At 65.8% G+C, this 260-nt stretch carries 1 pseudogene; it reads right to left on the reverse strand.

Annotated features, from left to right (window positions below):
• Positions 1-20: 20 nt before the first annotated feature.
• Positions 21-260 (reverse strand): annotated as a pseudogene (locus tag I5I_RS15135) (AMP-binding protein); the annotation flags it as partial.

A 260-nucleotide genomic window follows, 5' to 3' on the forward strand; every position in this document is an offset into this window, starting at 1 on the left:
AGCTCGGTCCCGGGGATCCTCTAGAGTCCGACGTTCTCGCCGCCGGAGATGAAGATGTCCTTCATCCTGTCGACGATGCGGAAGATGCCTTCGGCGTCGCGGTGCACGATGTCACCGGTGCGCAACCACGCCCCCGATCGGACTCGGGAGGTCGCCTCCTCGTCGTGGAGGTATCCCGCGAACACGCTCGGTCCCCGCACCCACAACTCACCTGTCGCCTCCCCGTCGAGAACGAGCTCGCTCTCGGGATCGACGATCCG

It is taken from the genome of Microbacterium sp. B24, assembly GCF_000333415.1.
In the GTDB taxonomy this organism is placed as follows: Bacteria; Actinomycetota; Actinomycetes; order Actinomycetales; family Microbacteriaceae; genus Microbacterium.